We start from the raw sequence: 17,156 nt of genomic DNA, 5'->3' as shown, positions 1-17,156 counted from the left end.
GAACCAATCCCTTGCCGCCGCTCCGGTCGTCCGGAGCCCGGCGCGCAAGCGGGACGTGGCGTGGCGTGTGAGTCCGTATGGCGAGTTCATTCCCTTCCCGGCGTCGCGCCTCGCAGAGGCGGCGCGCCTTCCCGCTGACGATGGAGGCGCGGCGCGCGGCGGGAGCCGCCGTGCTGCTCGCCGGTGTCGCCGCCGCAACCCCCGCCGGCGTCTTCCTAACGTCCGCGCCTGACCTCGATCCGGGCACGGCGGCGGCGGCTCTCGCCCCGGCCGCATCTCCCGTCCGCGATCCTGAACTCGCGGGCATGCTGTTCTCCGGCCCCACGCCACTCGGCGCGTTCGCCTCGCGGACCGGATTCGCTCCGCTCGTTGCCGGCGGGCTCGCCTGGGCCCCGCAAACCGCGCCGGCCGCCGTAATCGCGACCGTCTCCCGGCCTCCGGTCGACGCGCCCATGCGGGCCGCGGCGCTGACGCCGGGCGAGATCGCCGCGCCAGTCGCCCCGTCCATCGACATTCCCCTGCCTCCGCAAAACCCGTTCCGCGTTCAGGCGGCCGCGCCTGTGCCGGTCGTCGTCGCCAGTCGCGCGCCGCGCTCCTCCGCCCCGGCCCGCGTCGCCGCCGGCGTGGCGGAGCCCGCCGAGCAGAAGGGCTTTCTGGAGCGGCTGTTCGGCGTCGGCGAGTCGAAGCCGGAGACCGCCCTGGCCTACGCGCCCGCCGATTCCGGCGGCCTGCGCGGCGGACTCGCCGGCGAGCCCCAGAACCCGGCCGCGCGCGGCGGCACGGCGGTGTACGACATTTCGGCGAAGGTCGTGATCCTGCCCAACGGCAGGCGGCTGGAAGCGCATTCAGGCCTGGGCGACCTGATGGACGACCCGCGCTCGGCGCGCGTCAAGATGCGTGGCGTCACGCCACCCAACGTGTACACGCTTCGTCTGCGCGAGCAACTGTTTCATGGCGTGCGGGCGATCCGCCTGACGCCGGTGGACGAGAGCCGCATGCATGGCCGCGACGGCATGCTGGCGCACACCTACATGCTCGGCCCGCGCGGCGACTCCAACGGCTGCGTGTCGTTCAAGGACTACGACGCGTTCCTGACCGCCTTCCTGCGGGGCGAGGTCAGCCGACTCGTGGTCGTCGAAACCGCCACGTCGAACCTGGCCTGGGCGTCGCCCGCCCGGTGATCCGGGGGTCCGCCGGCGGGGTTCGCCGGACTTCCGACAGTTGTCGCATGAGCCGATGATTCCGGCGAAATTTTGTGCCATGCTCGACCCCGAATAGTTCTCAACGCCGGTTTCCGGGGCGTCGGCCCCGTCGAGACAGGCATTCGGAAGGGATTGGCGACCGGGACCGGGCGTTCCCAGACAGCCGCAAGCGTCGAGAAGACGCGGCGAAGCTGCGCGGAAGCGCCTGTCACTCGGGTGTCATCGCCGGGCTGCATGAAGCGGTCGCCGCGGGGCGTCGCCCCGTCAGGCTCCGCCGTGCGTTCCGGGCACTACCTGGGGAGGACATTCGATGAAACCAGTTTCCATGCTCGCCGCCACTTTGCTGGCCGGCGTCACGCTGTTCGGGGCGACGGCCGCGAGCTACGCCGAGGAAGTCGTCGTCAAGATGTGGGCCCGCGCGGATCGCTCCGGCCCGCTGCGCGCTGGCAACATCGTCGCCGCCGCCGAACCGCTGAACGCCGCGCTGAAGGCCGCCGGCTCCGACAAGACGGTCAAGGTCGAGGTGTTCGAAGGTCCGGCCGCCGGCTACGACGCCGACGCGCTCGACATTCTTAAGGCCTTCGCGGTGAACCAGGGGCCGGACCTCTACGTCGCGGCGCACGAATGGGTCGGCGAGTTCGCCAAGTCCGGCTACGCCATGGATCTCGAGGACTTCGTCAAGAAGAACCCATGGGCTTTCGCCGACGTCATCCCGGTCCTCTGGGAGTCGACGAAATACAAGGGCAAGATCCACGCCATCCCGCAGGATTCCGAGATCCGCATGTTCTTCTACAACAAGGACATGCTGCGCAAGATCGGCAAGGACGAGGCGTTCGTGAACGGCCTGCCCGCCATGGTGGAAAAGGGCGAGTTCACCATGGAGGACCTCTCCAAGCTGACCAAGGAGGTCGTCGACAAGGGCGCGGCGCAAATGGGTATCCTCCACCGCCCCAACCCCGGGCCCGACTACCTGATGACCTTCGCCGCTTTCGGCGCGAAGTTCGTCGATGACAAGTCCGGCCAGCTGCTGCTGCCCAAGGCGGAGTTGCGCAAGGGGCTGGAATGGTTCGCCTGGAACGCCGCCAACGGCGTCACCCCGAAGAACAACACCGCGATGTCGTGGGACGAGATCCAGGGCGCGTTCAAGACCGACAAGGCCTTCATCTATCACCAGGGCGTGTGGGCCGTGGGCGAATGGATGGTGGGCGACGCCAAGGGCGCGACCTGGCCGAACGACAAGGACTGGTACTTCAAGAAGATCGGCTGGATTCACGCGCCGGCCGGGACGAAGGGCGGTCAGCCGGCCAACCTCTCGCACCCGATCGTCTACGTCGTGAATCCGAAGTCGAAGAACGCCGAACTGGCGGCGCAGCTCGTCGCCTACGCGACGCTGCCCTACTACAACACCAAGCACGCGGTGACGACGGCGCACACGGCGATCCTCAACGGCCAGCGCTCGATGCCCGACTATGCCGGCGCGTGGTACCTGGAAGCCGCCACGCCGATGCTGGCGCGCTCGACGTTCATCCCCAACCACCCGGACTTCGGCCGCTATAACGGCATCCTGTTCAAGGCGCTGCAGGGCGTCGAGACGGGCCGCCTGACGCCCGCCCAGGCCATCGACTTCCTGGAGGACGAGATGAGCAACGAGTTCAAGGGAAGCGTGAAGGTGGTCGACAAGCTGAACTGACCGGTAGGGCTCCCGGCGCCCGCGCCGGGAGCCCCGTCCCGTTCTCGTACCCCCGGTCCGCCATGGCATTCGCAATCCGTCCGCTGTCTCGCAGCACGGCCGACCGCGTCCTGTTTCTGGGACCCGCCGTCGCCCTGCTCGCGATGTTCTTCCTCGTTCCGGCGATCATCGACGTCGCCATCGCCTTCACCGACATGGGACGCAACCTGCGCGTCTCCGAGTACACCACGCAGAACGTCGCGCGCATGCTCGGCGGCGACAGCCGGCTGACCGGCATCATGGCCGTGACGCTGACCTACGTGCTCGCCACGCTGGCCATCTTCAACGTCGGCTACGGCCTGCTGCTCGCCCTGCTGACGACGGCATTGCCGGACCGCGCCGGCGCGTTCTTCCGCGCCGTGTGGATCCTGCCGCGCATGAGCCCGTCGGTCGTCTACGCCCTGCTGTGGACGTGGGTCGTCGCGCCGACCGAGTACGGCCTGCTTAACCAGGTGCTCGCCGGGCTGGGCTTCCCCGCCGTCGACCCCAAGAGCAACGCGCCGATGCTGGTCATCGTGCTCGCCAACGGCTTCATCGGCGCGTCGTTCGGAATGATCATCTTCACCAGCGCGATCCGCTCGATCCCCGAGCACCTGTTCCACGCGGCGCGCGTCGACGGGGCCGGGGAGCTCGCCATCGTGCGCCACGTGACGCTTCCGGCGATCCGCTGGCAGCTCAGCTTCGTGACGATCTACCAGGCGCTCTCGCTCATGGTGAGCTTCGAATACATCTGGCTCATCACCAATGGCGGCCCGTTCTTCGACACCACCGTCTACGCGCTCTACGTCTACCGCCGCGCCTTCGAGAACGGGCAGTACGCCTACGGAGCCGCGCTGGCCCTGGGCCTCGTCGTGGTGGGCATGATCATGGCGATGGTGATGTGGCGCTTCTTCGACATGCGCGCGCTGCTGCAGCGGCCCCGCATCGAGGCGCGGCGATGACGGTGGCGCTCGACGTCAAGGCCGCCCCGGCGGCCGACTGGGCCGAACTCGCCCGACGCGCGCGGCTGCGGCGGCGCGCCACGACCGCGCTTCTCTACGGCGTCCTGGCGCTCGGCTCGCTGCCGATCCTGGTGCCGTATCTGTGGCTGTTCACCGTCTCGGTGTCGGGACGCACCGGCGCGTCGACGACGGTGCTGTGGCGGACCCTCGCCATACTCATGCCGGCGCTGCTGGCGTGGTCAATCCTGCGCGTGAGCATCGTCGAGCCGCGCCGGCTGCTGTGGACGCAACTGGCGCTCGCGGCCGTCACGCTCGGCGCACTCGCGGTGGTGACCGGCCCCTACCTGCACGCCCAGAACTGGCGCTTCCTGTGGAACTCGAACATCGCCGACACGCTGAAGGGCGCTTCCGGCGTCGGCGGTGCGTTCCCCAGCGTGTGGACAGCCTTCGGCAATTCGCTGATCTTGGCGCTGACGCAAATGACGCTGGTGGTCATCGTCAGCACGCTGGCCGGATACTACCTGTCGCGCTTCGACTTCCCGGGCCGCGCGGCGACGCTGAAGGGCCTGCTGCTGCTGCACGCCTTCCCGGCGATGACGCTGATCATTCCGATCTTCCTGCTGATGTACTGGATCGGCCTGCTCGACACGCTGACGGGGGTCGTGCTCGTCATCGCCGCGCTGGAACTGCCCTTCGCGATCTTCGTGATGAAAGGCTTCTTCGACGCCGTGCCGTGGGACATCGAGATGAGCGCCATGACGGACGGCGCGTCGCGGCGGCAGGCCTTCTACATGGTGGTGTTGCCGCAGGTGAAGGCCGGCATGCTGGCCGTCGCGGTGTTCGCCTTCCTGCGCGGCTGGGAGGAATATGTCTTCGTCCGCACCCTGCTCTTCCAGAAGACCAACTGGACGATGAGCCTCTATCTGTTCTGGATGTACGAGGACGTGATGGGCACCGACTACGCCATGGTCTCGGCCATCGGCGTGTTCTACGTGCTGCCGTCCATCGTGCTCTACGTGATGTGCCAGAAATATCTGACGCAAATGTCCTTCGGCGGGATCAAGGGCTGAACCATGGCGAGGATCGAACTGAAAGGCGTCGCGAAGCGCTGGGGCGACGTCACCGCCGTGGAGCCGACCGACCTCGCCATCGAGGACGGCGAGTTCGTCGCCATCCTCGGGCCGTCCGGCTGCGGCAAATCGACGACCCTGTTCATGCTGGCCGGCATCTACGTGCCGAGCGACGGCCAGATCCTGTTCGACGGGGCGGAGGTCAACGACGTCGAGGCGCGGGACCGCAACGTCGGCATCGTGTTCCAGTCCTACGCGCTCTATCCGCACATGAGCGTGCTGGACAACATCAAGTTCCCGCTGCGGTTCAAGAAGGTCGGCGCGGACGAGGCGGAGCGCCGCGCGCGGTCCGCCGCCCAGCTCGTCCAGGTGTCCGAGCTGCTCGACCGTCGCCCGACCCAGCTCTCCGGTGGGCAGCAGCAGCGCGTCGCCCTGGCGCGCGCTCTGGTGAAGGAGCCGAAGCTTCTGCTGCTGGACGAGCCGTTGTCCAATCTCGACGCCTCGCTCCGGCTCACCATGCGCAGCGAGATCCGCGGCCTGCAGCGCAAGCTCGGCGTGACCACGATCCTGGTGACGCACGATCAGGTCGAGGCGACCACCATGGCCGACCGCGTGATCTGCATGAGCAAGGGGCGCATCGAGCAGGTCGGCACCGCCGAGGACCTGTACCACCGCCCCGGCAGCCTGTTCGTGGCGAGCTTCATCGGTTCGCCGCCGATCAACCTCCTGGAAGGCAGCGCCTCGGGCCGCGCGCTGCGCGTCGGGCAGGCCGAGCTGGCGCTTGCCGGCGAGTGCGGCGGGGCCGTCGTGCTCGGCGTGCGCCCCGAGCAGATCACGCTCGGCAGCGGCCCCCTGCGCGGCCGCGTCGTCGACACGGAGGCGCACGGCCGCGAAACCTTCTATCACCTCGACACTCCGCTCGGCCCGCTGCGGGCGCTGGAGGCCGGGGCGAAGGCGCGCTTCGCGATGGGCGACGCGCTCACCTTCGGGCTGGGCCACGGCCTGCTGTTCGACCCGGACACGACGCGGCGCATCGACGGCTGCGTGCTGGAGAGCGCCGTCCAGTGACGGCGCGGACGCCTCGCCTGAAATGGCACATGCTGCGCCGGCGCAAGAGCGACCCGGCGTTCCTGCGCGCCAATCTGCGCGCGGCCTTGGCCGCCCGCGCCGCCTGCGAAGTCGACCTCGTGCTGACCCGCGACGGCCACGCTTTGTGCCTGCACGACCTGACGCTTGACGCCGAGACCACGGGCTCCGGGCCGGTCGCGGCGGCGACCCGGGCGCAGGTCGAGCGCCTGCGCCAGCGTGCGCCGGACGGCACGCCGCTCGCCGAGCCGCCGCTGTTCCTGGACGAGGTCGTCGACATCGTCCGCGCCTCCGGAGTGCGCGTGCCGGCGCTGGTGCAGCTCGACGTGAAAGTCCCTCGCGAGGCGCTGGATGCGGCCGCCGCGCGGCGCATCGGGGACACGCTCGGTCGCGACGCCGCTTTGTTCGTGGCGGGCGGGTGCGACTGGGACGCAATCCGCGATCTCGCCGAGGCCGCTGCGGGCCTTGCGGCCGGCTACGACCCTCTCGGAACCTACCCCCGCGGCTTCGACCTCGACGACGCCGGCTTCCGCAGCCTCGGAGAGCGGACCTACGCCACGGCGCCGGACGCGGCGATCTTCTATCTCGAGGCGTCGCTGCTGCTCGCGGGGCTCGCGCGCGGCGTCAACGTCGTGCCGTTCGTCACGCGCAACGGCGCGATGGTCGACGCCTGGACCGTCGACGCCGACCGGCCCGGCCTCGCCTCCGTGCTCGCCCGCCTCGTCGCGGCGGGATGCGGGCAGATCACCAGCAACGATCCCGACCTTCTGGCTCCCCTGCTGGCCGAAGCGGCCGCCTGAGGCTTTCCATGCCCTACCTTCCCCTCGCCTCCACCAGTGGCTTTATCCATGTCTGCGGCCATCGCGGCCACAGCGTCGGCGCGCCCGAGAACACGATTCCCGCGCTGACCGAGGCGGCGCGGCTCGGCGCGAGCGTCTGTGAGATCGACGTGGTGCTCACCGCCGACGACGAGATCGTGCTGATGCACGACGAGATCTGCGATCGCACCACCGACGGCGAGGGCCGCGTCGGCGCGATGACGCTCGCCGAGCTTCGCAAGCTCGACGCCGGCGCGTGGTTCGGCCCCGCCTTCGCCGGCGTGCGCGCGCCCACCCTCGCCGAAGCGCTGGACACGGCGCGCGGTCTCGGGATCTCCCTGCTGGTGGAGATCAAGGAGCGCCAGCGCGCCGGCCTGATGATCGAGCTTTTGGCGCAGACGCTGACGCGAGCCGGCGCGGTCGATGACGTGCTGGTCATCTCGTTCGACCATCCGTCGCTGCGCGCCATGCGCGAGCGCCTGCCCTATGTGCGAACGGAAGCGATCACCCACGCGCGGCATGTCGACCCCGTCGCCGTGGCCCGCTCCGCCCGCGTCGCGTCGGTGGCGATCGAGTGGGACATGTTCCACCCGGACGACGCGCGCGCGCTGCATTCCGACGGCATCGCGACGCGCGTGACCATTCCGCGCCCGGAGCGCATCGCCTACCGCGCGGCGCGCGGGCTGGACCTGCTGCCGCCCATCCGCGACGCCCTGCGCGCCGGCCTCATCGACGTGCTGGCCGGCGACGACGCGGCCTTCGTCCGCGCTCTGGTGGCGGAGTGCGGCGCGCCGCCCCCCGCCCGCGCCTGACCGTCACGCGATCTCGATGGTGACCGCCAGCGCCTCGTGGTCGGAGATCGCCACGCCGGCCGCGTCGACCGCGGGGATGACGGCGGGGTCCGAGCAGCGCAGCCCCCGCGCGAAGAACCAGTCGATCTTGCCGAAGGGCGGCGTCGGCGTGCCGTCCGGACGGGTGCGCTGCGTGCCGGCGCCCAGGACGTTGCATCCGCTCCAGTCGTAGCCCCGCTCCGCCAGCAGCGCGAACATCGGCTCGTAAGATTCCGGGCTCGTCAGGCGTTGCGGATCGGCCGCCAGCGCCGCGGCCACATGAGCCTCGTCGCGCTTCTCCGGCAGGGTGAACGTGCTGGTGTTGAAGTCGCCGCCGATCAGCACCGGACGGCCCGGCGCCAGCTCGTCGATGGCGTCCAGCATCACGCGCGTCTGCGCCAGCCGGTCCGCCGGATCGGTATGGCTCTCGTAATGGACGCAGGCGAGCAGCACGGGACCGCCCGCGAGATCGTATTCGGCCAGCATCGCGATTCGGCCGCCGACCCGCCTTTCGTGAAACGCGCCGTCGAACCATCGCCCCGAGTTCTCGAGGCGCACCATCGCCGGCCGCCCTAGCGCGGAGCGCGACACCAGGCCCGCCCCGTGCAGGCCGGCGACATTGTCCTGGCCCGCGAAGGCCGCCTGCTCGCGCAGGTCTCCCAACCCGAGCTCGACAAACTCGACGCCGAACACGTACCCGGCTTCAAGCGTAGCGGCGAGCTCGGCCAGGGTGTGCCGGTTGCCCGAGCGAACCATGCCGACGTCCACCTCGCACAGCAGCAGCGCGTCGGCGGCCTGCGCCTTCAGCATGGCGATGGAGCCCGGCAGGTATTTCAGACGCTCGGCGTTCCAGTAGACGATCCGCGAGCGCGATCCCGCGGGCGCGGCGCTCGGCGGCGGCGACACCTCGACCTGATGTAGCGCGCCGACCGCCTCGAAGGCCGAATCGAACGACTTGAGGGTGAGCGGCAGCCCGAGGATCGCCTGCCGCTCCGCCAGGCTCGGCGCATCAAGGCGCGGCGAGGTCAGCGTCACGGGCGGCGGGGGGACGTCGTGTCGGATCATCGCGGCTTGGTCCTCGAGCGAAGTTGCGGTCGACGCACAGTGTTGGCCCTCCGCCGGGGGGATGTACAGGGCCGCCTCGCGCTTTGCCGGGATCGCTTTCCAACCGGCCCGGCCCGGCCTAGGCTGAGCCGCGGCGTTCGGCCCGGGAGGGCGGCATGAGCGGGTTCTCGCGCATCTTCTTCATCCTCGTCATCGTGGCATTCGCGGTCGCTCTCGTGAAAATGAGCGCCGGCATGGACGCCCTGGTCTCATGGGCGCGCTGACCTGGGCGCGCTGACCTTGGCGCGCTTCGCGCGCTGACGCGCGTCCCGCGCCGATTCCGCCACGCTCGCGCTGGCGCGCGGGCGATGGGCCCCGTATACATCAGACCTATACGGAGGAATCGCCATGAGAACAGCCGAACAGGCGCTCGACACGGTCAACACGCATTCGAAGCCGTCCGACCTGCGCATCACCGACATCCGCTTCGCGGATATCGAAGGCGCGCCCTTCACCTCGTCGCTGATGAAGATCTACACGAACCAGGGCCTCGTCGGCCTGGGCGAGGTACGCGACGGCGCCAGCAAGACCTTCGCGCTCATGCTCAAGAGCCGCCTGCTGGGCGAGAACCCCTGCGACGTCGACCGGCTGTTCCGCCGCATCAAGCAGTTCGGCGGCCATGGCCGCCAGGGCGGCGGCGTCTCCGCCGTCGAGATCGCGCTGTGGGACCTCGCCGGCAAAGCCTATGGCGTCCCCGTCTACCAGATGCTCGGCGGCAAGTTCCGCGACAAGGTGCGGCTCTATTCCGACACCGACGCCAGCGTGCCGAGCGGCACCGAGACCGGCCGGCGGCTCAAGGAGCGGATGGAGCTCGGCTTCACCTTCCTCAAGATGGATCTCGGCCTCGGCCAGGTGACGCACGAGAAGGGCACCGTCAACGCGCCCGCCGGCGTGCTGGAGCACTTCGCCCGGCATCCACTGCGCCATCACCCCGCCGCGCTGGACGAACGCCGCCGCGCCAACGCGATCTATGACACGCACAACGTCATGCACCCCTTCACCGGCCTGCACTTCACCGAGAAGGGCCTGGACCTGCTGGAGCAGTACCTCGCCGAGGTGCGCGCCGTGATCGGCGACGAAATTCCGCTCGCCATCGATCACCTGGGCCACATCTCGCTGCACGACGGCATCAAGCTGGCGCGCCGCATCGAGAAGTACAATCCGGCCTGGCTGGAGGACGTGCTGCCCTGGCAGTACACCGCCCAGTACGAGGAGCTCTGCCGCGCCACCGCCGTGCCGATCTGCACCGGAGAGGACATCTACCTCAAGGAAGGCTTCATGCCGCTGCTGAAGAGCGGCATCGCGGTGATCCACCCCGACCTGCTGACCAGCGGCGGCATCCTGGAGACAAAGAAGATCGGCGACGCGGCGCAGGACCACGGCGTCGCCATGGCGATCCACATGGCGGAGAGCCCGATCGCGGCGATGGCGGCGGCGCACGTGGCCGTCGCGACCGAGAACTTCCTGGCGCTGGAGCAGCACGCGGTCGACGTCGACTGGTGGGACGACATCGCCGTCGGCCTCCCCGGCCCCGTCGCGCGCAGCGGCTTCATCGAGGTGCCGGACAAGCCCGGGCTCGGCATCGACGACCTCAACGACGAAGTGCTCCGCGCCCACCTGCAACGGGGCGTGACCGACATCTGGGAGCCGACAGACTCGTGGAATGACGAGTATTCGTGGGATCGCACCTGGAGCTGACCGCCATGAGCGCGGGCCGGCCCGGCCGTCCCGCGCTCGACGCGCCGCCGCGCTCCCCCTAAGCTTGGACCGAGCTTTAGGGACGGGGACCGGCATGCGCTTTCGCCTCAGGCCGTCGATCGGAAACACGATTTTCGCGCTGGCCGTTCTGCTCATCGCGCTGATGGCGGTGGTGGCGGCGATCAATAGCGGCCTGAGCGTGCGCGTCGGCGGCATGATCGGCACGATCAGCCGCACCTACATCCCGATCTACGGCATGCTGGCCCGCGCCCATGTGCGCTCGCTCGAACAGTCGCTGGCGCTGCGTCAGGCCGCCATCGCCGCGCTCTCGGGCGACGGCGACATCGCCGCCTTCGTCGACGAGCAGAAGGAGCGCGGCGCGCTCGTCGTGCAGGAGCTCACGCAGGCCCGCCAGACCATCGCGGCGCAGGCGGCGGAGAGCTCGGGCGTCGAGGACCGCGTGCTGCTCGGGCGGCTCGATGCGCAGATCGAGGCCGCCATCAAGGCGCGCGCCGGCTAGGACCGGGAGGTGGCGGAGTTCGTCGCCGCCCTGCGCAGCCGCGACATGAGCGCGGCCGAAGCGCATCTGGGCCGGCTCGACGCGGCGCGCGACGCCCAGAACGACGGCCTCGAACAGGCGCGGCGCGAAAGCCTCGCCTTCGCCACAGGCGCGGTCGATCTCACCCGGGAGAGCGGGCGCGACGTCATCCGGCTCACGCTGGCCACGCTCGCCTTCGCCGTCCTGCTCGGCCTGCTGATGGCGTTCTGGATCACCAGACGCGTCGTCAGTTCCATCCGCCGCCTCGTCGTGGCGACCGAGGCGGCCGAGAAGGGCCATTACGAAACCGACCTCCCGGTGGTCTCGCGCGACGAGATCGGCCGGTTGTCGCAGGCCTTCAACGCCATGCTCGCCGAGCTGCGCCTGAAGACGCGCATCCGCGAAACCTTCGGCCGCTATCTCGACCCCAAGGTCGTGGAGGGGCTGCTCGACCGCCCCGATCTGGTCGCCGCGGCGGGCGAGCGGCGGCTGATGACGGTGGCCTTCGCCGACATGCGCGGCTTCACGCGGCTGTCCGAGCAGGTCACGCCCGCGCTGCTCGTCTCCGTGCTGAACCGCTACCTGACCGTGCTCACCGAGGAGATCCGCTCGCGCAACGGCGTGGTAGACAAATATATCGGCGACGCGGTGATGTCGTTTTGGGGGCCGCCCTTCGTCAGCGAGGCCGACGAGGCGCGGCTCGCCTGCGAGACGGCGCTGGCGCAAGCGCGCCGCTTCTCCCAGTTCCAGGCCGAGCTGCCGGACCTTCTCGGCATCCGCAGCTTCACGCCGGACCTCGGCCTGCGCATCAGCATCGCCACCGGCGAGGTCGTGGCGGGCAGCGTCGGCTCGGCCACCGCCATGAACTTCACGGTGATGGGCGACGCGGTGAACGTCGCCTCGCGGCTGGAGGCGCTGAACAGGGTCTACGGCACCGTCGTGCTGGTGTCGGAAGCGACCGCCCGGCTCGTCCAGGGCGAGTTCGCCCTGCGCGAGGTCGACCGCGTGGTGGTGCTCGGCCGCGAGACGCCGCTGAGCGTGTTCGAGCTGGTGGGCCGGCCGGACGACCTGCCCGCCGACACCGAGCGCGCGCTACGCCTCTACGAAACCGGCCTCGCCGCCTATCGCCGCAAGGCGTGGGACGACGCCGCCGCCGCGTTCCGCGCCTGCCTCGAGCTCCGCCCCGCCGACGGCCCCGCCACGGCCCTGCTCGCCCGCGTCACTCAGTTCGCCGGCAAGCCGACGCCGGCGGACTGGGAAGGCACGTGGGTGGCGCGGGAGAAGTGAGGCAGGCGGAAGGACCGCGTCCTCTCGGCCGTCCAGGGCGGCCCTGACGCCCCTCCCGCGGCAGCCCGGCTCGCCACGGTGTCACAGGCCCCCCGGAACTCCGCGCGGCCGGGCGGCGTCTCCCTTGGGGAGGCCGACCATGTCCTACACCCGTTTCGCCGCCATGATCGTCACGTCGACCGTCGTGATGTTCGCCCTGATGTACCTGAACACCTGGGCGTTCGACCACGTGTTCTACAGCCAGACACGGACGTGGATGGCCCTGCTGATGGGCGCAACCATGGCGATCGTCATGCTCGGATTCATGTGGAGCATGTACAGGAACACCGCCGTCAACGTGGCGATCATGGTCGCGAGCGTGCTGGTGTTCGCCGTGTCGCTCTGGCTGGTGCGCAGCCAGGAGACGGTCTCCGACATCGCCTACATGAAAGCGATGATCCCGCATCACTCGATCGCGGTGATGACCAGCGACCGCGCCCACATCCGCGACCCCCGGGTCAGAAAGCTGGCCGACGGCATCCTCGAAGCGCAGGTCCGCGAGATCGGCGAGATGAAATCCCTCATCGCCGACCTGCGCGACCACCCCACCCCACCCAACACCCCCGACCTGCCGCCGAAGCAGGTGGGGCAGTGAGGGAGACACAGACTTCAGAGAAGAAGGCGCTCGCGCCTTTATGTTAGGTAATACCTGCTGGCAGTTAGTCGGCTCAGTCGACGCTTTAGGTTTGGGTGACCGAGCAAATGGTGTCTGTCGATTTATGCGGAATTGAACATGCTAATGCCTGAGATAAAATTTGGCTGGAAAATTTTTTTGCAGCTATGCTATTCTTTTTCAATTAAGATGTTCGACGGGGCACATAGATGTCAGACTTCGTTGACGAAGCAATTATTCGTTTTGAACTGAATAATACTAAACCCGTTGATTTATTAGACTTAACTCAATCCTTGTCGGCCTTTGCGGAGGCCTACCTGGATCACGCTGTATCCGCAGGCTTTGAGCCGGAGAGAGGGAACGTTCGCCTTGCTGTCAAAGCAATCACGACGGGTAGCATCATTGCCGATCTCGCTTCTTATAGCGAGCAGGCGTCGATCATTCTTAAACATGTAGACGTCGCAGCCGGGTTCCTTACTCACTTCAATGAGATCGCTCAGTTCTTTTTAGGCAAGCGGTCGGGCGGAGTTGTCGAACCCGCACGTCGGGAAGCGGAGAACGTGATGAAGGTGTTTGAGCCTGTCGCTAAGGACGGCGGCTCTAACCTCATCCTCCAGACCAACGGCCCGCTGTTTCAGGTGAATGGTCCCATGACAATCAACTTCAATTTCAACTCTCAGGAAGCGAACGCCATTCAAAACGCTGCACGCAGATTCTTAGGCCCCCGACCGCCCTTAAATCAGATCGAGCAGGATCTCCTTCTGACCCTCCACCAAGTTCGGGGCGATGCGGCCTCGAAGGTAGGAGACAGAGGAATTATTGAATCGGTCAGCCTGAATCCGGTGAAACTTCTGTTCGCCAGTGAGGAGGTCAAGAAGGCGATTCTTGATGAGCCCTATCCGTTCAGAAAGGTGTTCTTGGTCGATGCGGAAATTAGAGCCGCCGAGGGCAAACCAGCGCTCTACCGCATCCTGACAGTCAAGGACGTCATCAAGCCGTAAGTGTGTTCAACTCTAATCGGGGCCTTATCGGCAATCCGAGGGTCGGTTGTCGCATTCAGTTTTTAAGCTTACGGGGTGAGGTGGTAGCGGAGGAGGGATTTGAACCCCCGACACAAGGATTATGATTCCTCTGCTCTGACCAACTGAGCTACTCCGCCCCGTTCGCGCGCGGCCGGTCGGGCCGCGGGGCGGGAGCGGTATAGGACGGCGGCGGCGGCGGTGTCAAGAATGTCGCCGGCCCCCACGCGGGGCTTCGGGTGACGCCCTTTGTGCTTCCGAAAGCCGGCACTAAGGCCGCCCCAAAAGCTCGTCTCCCTACGCCTCGACGACCCCCGCCTCCCGCGCAGCATTCTCCCGCGCGCCGCTTTGCGGCGGGGGTGGGGTGCGGCGGATGCGGACGAGGGTGAAGAGCGAGGCCGGCGGCAAGGCGCGGCGCTCGACGAGGTCCATGTCGGGGCGCGCGGCGATCCAGTCGCCGATCAGCGCCCAGGGAAACTCGGGCCGCCAGCCGAGGCTGGCGCTGCGGCGCGCCAGCCATGCCTCGGCGCGCGCCCGCAGGCCCGTCTCCGCGCCGATGTGGTTGACCAGCACGATCTCGCCGCCCGGCTTCACCACGCGCGCGAACTCGTCCAGCGTGCGGGCGGGGTCCGGCACCACGGTCATCACGTAGGGCGCGACGACGACGTCGACGCTGGCGTCCGGAAAGGCGAGGCGCGTGGCGTCCATCACCAGCAGCCCGGCGACGCCGGAGAGCGCGCCGCGCTCCACGCGCGCCTTGGCCCGGCGCAGCATCGGCTCCGACAGGTCGACGCCGATGACGGTCGTGCGCGGCGAGAACATCGGCAGCTCGAGGCCGGTGCCGACGCCGACGTCCAGCACGACGCCGCCCGGCCGCTCGGCGGCGGCGACGGCGGCGCGCCGGCCCGGGGCCATCACCGCCGTGAAGACCACGTCGTAGACCGGCGCCCAGCGGGCGTAGGCCGCTTCGACCGCGCGGTTGTCCAGGGAAGCGCCCGCCATGTCAGGCGCGCGACAGGGTTTCGGCGGGCCGGCGCGCCGGCGTCGCGCTCAGCACGGGCGCGGGTCGGATGACGCCGCCGCCGAGCACGCGGGCGCGCCCCTCGGCCGAGTCGTAGAACACGCAGGCCTGCCCCGGCGAAACGCCGTATTCGCCGTCGGCCAATTCCGCCTCCAGCCCGCCGGCGCGCATGCGCAGCAGCGCCGGCTGCGGCGCGCGGGTGGAGCGCACGCGCACCGCCACCTCCAGCCCCGCCTCGGGCAGGGAGGAGAGCGGCGCGTCGCCCAGCCAGTTCACGTCGCGCAGGCGAATGGTGCGCGTGGCCAGCGCCTCGCGCGGCCCCACCACCACGCGGCCCGCCTCGCCGTCGATTCGGACAACATAGAGCGCCTCGCCGGAGGCGATGCCGAGGCCGCGCCGCTGGCCCACCGTGTAGTGCATCACGCCCGCGTGGCGGCCGAGCACGCGCCCGTCCAGATGCACGATGTCGCCCGGCGCGGCGGCCTCCGGCTTCAGCTTCTCGATGACGTCGGTGTAGCGGCCGGTGGGCACGAAGCAGATGTCCTGGCTGTCGTGCTTGTCGGCGACCGACAGGCCGATCTCGTGCGCCAGCGCGCGCACCGCGCTCTTCGGCATCTCGCCGAGCGGGAAGCGCAGCAGGTCGAGCTGCTCGCGCGTGGTGGCGTAGAGGAAGTAGCTCTGGTCGCGGTCCGCGTCGAGCGCGCGGAACAGGCCGCGCCCGCCGCCCGGCAGGGCCCGGCTGGCGATGTAGTGCCCCGTCGCCAGGGCCGCCGCCCCGAGGTCGCGCGCCGTGTCGAGCAGGTCGCGGAACTTGATCTGCCGGTTGCACTCGATGCAGGGCACCGGCGTCTCGCCCGCCATGTAGCTCTCGACGAAACGGTCGATCACCTCGTCACGGAAGCGGCTCTCGTAGTCCAGCACGTAATGGGGAATGCCGAGCGCCTCGGCGACGCGCCGCGCGTCGTGGATGTCCTGCCCCGCGCAGCACGATCCCGCCCGGTGCTGCGCCGCGCCGTGGTCGTAGAGCTGCAGCGTCACGCCCACCACGTCGTAACCCTCGCGCTTCAGCAGCGCGGCCACGACAGACGAGTCGACGCCGCCGGACATGGCGACGACCACGCGGGTGTCCTGCGGACGCCCGGGCAGATCGAGGCTGTTCAGCATGGGCCTGGAGTTCCTTTCAGCGCCGGGGGCGCGCCCGCCGGAGGTCGCGCGCAGTCTACCGAAACCGCCCGCGAGGGGCCAGCGTCGCGGCCCGCCCCGGCAGTTTTTGCCGGGCGGCCCGCACTTTCCGCCGGGCGACGATGACGGTTGCAGGGAGCTGTGGTTGAAATCTCTGGCTTTTTTTCGACAGGCGACTGGCAGGCGGCTTGCAGGCTCCGGACGACACGCAACCGCGAGCCGCCATGCCAGCCCTGTCCTTCCCCGACTTCCGGCGCGACGCCCGCGCCGCTTTAGCCAGCCGAGACGCCGCCCCGCCGCGCGCCGACGCCCCGGACGCCCTCTCCGCCTTCGAAGACCTGCTGCCGGCGATGCCGGCCGAGCCGGGCGCGCCCGGCCGCGCGGTGGAGAACTTCGGGCGCATCCGCAGCGTGGAAGCCCGCGCCGAGGCCGGCCCCAAGGCGAGCGGGACCATCGAAGCTTCCCCCCTCGATACCCCGGTTGAAGCAGTCCCGCCGACGGTGCCGGCCGGGGACGGCGCCGCGGCGGATAGCCGGAAAGCCTTCGGACAGGCGGTCGCGGCCGCCGCCCGCGAGACGCACGAGCCCGAGCCAGCCCCGGCGTCCGCCGAACCGCCGGCCCCGGCGGCGGGGGCATCGCTTGCCGATTTGGAACCTTCAGTCTCCGAGCCGGCGGTTGCCAGCGACGCTTCCCCTGTGGCGTCGGAAGCCGCCGAACAGGACGAGGCCACGGACGTGTCGCTCCCGGACGGGGCTCCCCCGGATTCGCCCCTGCCGGACGCGGCTTCTTCGGGCGAGATCGCCCAAGCTGCCCCCCTCCCGGACGGACCCGCCGCGCCCGTCTCCCCGAGCGCCGCCACGCCGGTTCCCCCTGCCCCGGCGCAGGTCGAAGCCGAGGCCGCGCCTTCGGCGGAGGTCGGTTCGCCGCAGCGCAGGCGCGGCCCGGCGGCGGCCGCCTTCGCCGCGCCGCGCGCGACGCC

15 protein-coding genes, 1 tRNA gene and 1 pseudogene are annotated in these 17,156 nt (G+C 69.4%); 13 read left to right on the top strand and 4 right to left on the bottom strand.

Annotated features, from left to right (window positions below):
* The first annotated feature begins 77 nt into the window (after nt 1-77).
* The 7 genes from NK718_RS00085 to NK718_RS00055 all read left to right on the top strand — a co-directional run bounded on the left by NK718_RS00085 (nt 78) and on the right by NK718_RS00055 (nt 7,658).
* Nucleotides 78-1,181, top strand: coding sequence for a DUF2778 domain-containing protein (locus NK718_RS00085; RefSeq protein ID WP_254737270.1), 1,104 nt, complete (start codon nt 78-80; stop codon nt 1,179-1,181).
* 331 nt (nt 1,182-1,512) lie between these two features.
* Nucleotides 1,513-2,892, top strand: a complete 1,380-nt coding sequence (locus NK718_RS00080; RefSeq protein ID WP_254737269.1) for an ABC transporter substrate-binding protein — start codon at nt 1,513-1,515, stop codon at nt 2,890-2,892.
* A 62-nt stretch (nt 2,893-2,954) separates the two neighbouring features.
* Nucleotides 2,955-3,872 (top strand): carbohydrate ABC transporter permease, encoded by a 918-nt coding sequence (locus NK718_RS00075; protein ID WP_254737268.1) that lies wholly within the window; start codon nt 2,955-2,957, stop codon nt 3,870-3,872.
* Entirely contained in the window at nt 3,869-4,942 is a 1,074-nt protein-coding gene (locus tag NK718_RS00070) for a carbohydrate ABC transporter permease (RefSeq protein WP_254737267.1), read from the top strand. The genes NK718_RS00075 and NK718_RS00070 overlap by 4 nt, the downstream gene beginning before the upstream one ends.
* Nucleotides 4,943-4,945: 3 nt before the next feature.
* Entirely contained in the window at nt 4,946-6,010 is a 1,065-nt protein-coding gene (locus tag NK718_RS00065) for an ABC transporter ATP-binding protein (RefSeq protein WP_254737266.1), read from the top strand.
* The gene (locus tag NK718_RS00060) at nt 6,007-6,828 is read left to right on the top strand and encodes a glycerophosphodiester phosphodiesterase (protein WP_254737264.1); all 822 of its coding nucleotides are present in this window, start codon (nt 6,007-6,009) and stop codon (nt 6,826-6,828) included. The genes NK718_RS00065 and NK718_RS00060 overlap by 4 nt, the downstream gene beginning before the upstream one ends.
* Before the next feature lie 8 nt (nt 6,829-6,836).
* Nucleotides 6,837-7,658, top strand: a complete 822-nt coding sequence (locus tag NK718_RS00055; RefSeq protein WP_254737262.1) for a glycerophosphodiester phosphodiesterase — start codon at nt 6,837-6,839, stop codon at nt 7,656-7,658.
* Between the two features lie 3 nt (nt 7,659-7,661).
* On the opposite strand, the gene NK718_RS00050 is transcribed toward NK718_RS00055, so the two are convergent.
* Entirely contained in the window at nt 7,662-8,741 is a 1,080-nt protein-coding gene (locus NK718_RS00050) for an endonuclease/exonuclease/phosphatase family protein (protein WP_254737260.1), read from the bottom strand.
* Nucleotides 8,742-9,128: 387 nt separating this feature from the next.
* Here NK718_RS00050 and NK718_RS00045 point away from each other — a divergent pair, with 387 nt between their 5' ends.
* From NK718_RS00045 to NK718_RS00025, 5 genes are all read left to right on the top strand, one after another.
* Entirely contained in the window at nt 9,129-10,478 is a 1,350-nt protein-coding gene (locus NK718_RS00045; RefSeq protein ID WP_254737258.1) for a mandelate racemase/muconate lactonizing enzyme family protein, read from the top strand.
* A gap of 94 nt (nt 10,479-10,572) precedes the next feature.
* Nucleotides 10,573-10,998, top strand: a complete 426-nt coding sequence (locus tag NK718_RS00040; RefSeq protein ID WP_254737256.1) for a hypothetical protein — start codon at nt 10,573-10,575, stop codon at nt 10,996-10,998.
* A gap of 9 nt (nt 10,999-11,007) precedes the next feature.
* Nucleotides 11,008-12,303 (top strand): adenylate/guanylate cyclase domain-containing protein, encoded by a 1,296-nt coding sequence (locus NK718_RS00035; RefSeq protein WP_254737254.1) that lies wholly within the window; start codon nt 11,008-11,010, stop codon nt 12,301-12,303.
* A 139-nt stretch (nt 12,304-12,442) separates the two neighbouring features.
* Entirely contained in the window at nt 12,443-12,937 is a 495-nt protein-coding gene (locus tag NK718_RS00030) for a DUF305 domain-containing protein (RefSeq protein WP_254737252.1), read from the top strand.
* 227 nt (nt 12,938-13,164) lie between these two features.
* Complete coding sequence (locus NK718_RS00025) at nt 13,165-13,956, top strand: hypothetical protein (RefSeq protein WP_254737250.1); 792 nt, start codon at nt 13,165-13,167, stop codon at nt 13,954-13,956.
* 81 nt (nt 13,957-14,037) lie between these two features.
* Here NK718_RS00025 and NK718_RS00020 read toward each other — a convergent pair.
* The 3 genes from NK718_RS00020 to mnmA all read right to left on the bottom strand — a co-directional run bounded on the left by NK718_RS00020 (nt 14,038) and on the right by mnmA (nt 16,159).
* Nucleotides 14,038-14,114: transfer RNA gene (locus NK718_RS00020), tRNA-Met, on the bottom strand.
* Between the two features lie 157 nt (nt 14,115-14,271).
* Nucleotides 14,272-14,976, bottom strand: coding sequence for a class I SAM-dependent methyltransferase (locus NK718_RS00015; RefSeq protein ID WP_254737248.1), 705 nt, complete (start codon nt 14,974-14,976; stop codon nt 14,272-14,274).
* A 1-nt stretch (nt 14,977) separates the two neighbouring features.
* A complete protein-coding gene (mnmA, locus tag NK718_RS00010; protein WP_254737246.1) occupies nt 14,978-16,159 on the bottom strand; it encodes a tRNA 2-thiouridine(34) synthase MnmA in 1,182 nt (393 codons plus the stop codon).
* A 368-nt stretch (nt 16,160-16,527) separates the two neighbouring features.
* Between mnmA and NK718_RS00005 the strand changes: the two are divergent.
* A pseudogene (locus NK718_RS00005) lies at nt 16,528-17,156 on the top strand (hypothetical protein); the annotation flags it as partial.

The sequence above is a fragment of the Alsobacter ponti genome, from assembly GCF_024294805.1.
GTDB classification, from domain to species: domain Bacteria; phylum Pseudomonadota; class Alphaproteobacteria; order Rhizobiales; family Beijerinckiaceae; genus Alsobacter; species Alsobacter ponti.
Note: the sequence above shows the minus strand (reverse complement) of the source record. Positions and strands in the feature narration are given on the sequence as shown.